Genomic DNA, 621 nt, shown 5'->3' on the forward strand with positions numbered 1-621 from the left:
ATCCCATCTACAAAATTTATACGGTGATTGAAACGAGTGAGTAGATGAAGTGAGTGAAAAAGTTGAGCGGATAAAGCGTGAAAAGAAAACCCTCAACAGGGGAGAAGAAGCGTTCTGGAGAAACGAATAGGAGGGGCGGTACCGGCGGGCTGAAAAGTCGAACTACGTCGAGCATCCCAGCCCACCGGTTACCCCTCACCACGACCGGGCTCTACATGAGGTGGCTACCGCCGTGCTCCAAGCGGTAGAGCATCAACGCCAAATCACCAGCGGAAACGTAAGAATAATCAAAGCCCTCATAAACGTGTTCCTTGTCAACGCCGTAATCCCACACGGCGTAACCCCACACGCGGTGATCAACAGCCCACTGAACCTCACTCCAGAAAGCGGTACCCTTAAGAGCCTTATGCCGCCAGCCACTATCGCTCTCCGGTAGCGACAAGTTACCCGGCACAGACGAGCTACGCGGCAACGAAGAAGAGGCCGGCGCCTTCGGCGTGACCTGACCCATCGCCTTCTGATACCTGTACAGGAAAGCCACCGTCGACGGGGCCGAAAGCTTCACCTCCGGGTGGAACTTACCATCAATCCAGCCGAAGGTAATACCCTTCTGACGAGCCC

1 pseudogene is annotated in these 621 nt (G+C 54.9%); it reads right to left on the reverse strand.

The features are described from left to right. Nucleotides 1–211 precede the first annotated feature (211 nt). A pseudogene (locus HMPREF2884_RS07085) lies at nt 212–621 on the reverse strand (siroheme synthase); the annotation flags it as partial.

The sequence above is a fragment of the Rothia sp. HMSC073B08 genome, assembly GCF_001812975.1.
Lineage (GTDB): Bacteria > Actinomycetota > Actinomycetes > Actinomycetales > Micrococcaceae > Rothia > Rothia mucilaginosa.